General features: G+C 52.5%; 3 tRNA genes. All 3 read right to left on the bottom strand.

What is annotated here, in order from left to right:
- Positions 1 to 44 precede the first annotated feature (44 nt).
- Positions 45 to 121: transfer RNA gene (locus BHE18_RS02425), tRNA-Arg, on the bottom strand.
- A gap of 77 nt (positions 122 to 198) precedes the next feature.
- Positions 199 to 287: transfer RNA gene (locus BHE18_RS02420), tRNA-Leu, on the bottom strand.
- An 8-nt stretch (positions 288 to 295) separates the two neighbouring features.
- Positions 296 to 370 (bottom strand) — tRNA-Gly (locus BHE18_RS02415).
- Positions 371 to 419 lie beyond the last annotated feature (49 nt).

Here is a 419-nt window from a genome sequence, read left to right as displayed (position 1 = left end):
TCCCAAACCAAGTGCTCTACCAAGCTGAGCTACTTCCCGAAATATGGCGCGCCCGAGAGGAGTCGAACCCCTAACCTTTTGATCCGTAGTCAAACGCTCTATCCAATTGAGCTACGGGCGCATTTATAGAATTTTGATTATGCTTTATGCAGCAGAACTGTAACTAAGGACAGTTATCTTACTGAAGCAAAAATACTCTGGTGCCGAGGACCGGAATCGAACCGGTACGGTAGTCACCTACCGCAGGATTTTAAGTCCTGTGCGTCTGCCAGTTCCGCCACCCCGGCAAAAACTTTGGAGCGGAAGACGGGATTCGAACCCGCGACCCCCACCTTGGCAAGGTGGTGTTCTACCACTGAACTACTTCCGCATATGGTGCGGGTGAAGGGACTTGAACCCCCACGCCTTGCGGCGCCAGA

Origin of the sequence: Rossellomorea aquimaris, from assembly GCF_001877785.1 — a bacterium.
GTDB lineage: Bacteria > Bacillota > Bacilli > Bacillales > Bacillaceae_B > Rossellomorea > Rossellomorea aquimaris_A.
This window is presented reverse-complemented; position numbering and strand designations above follow the sequence as displayed.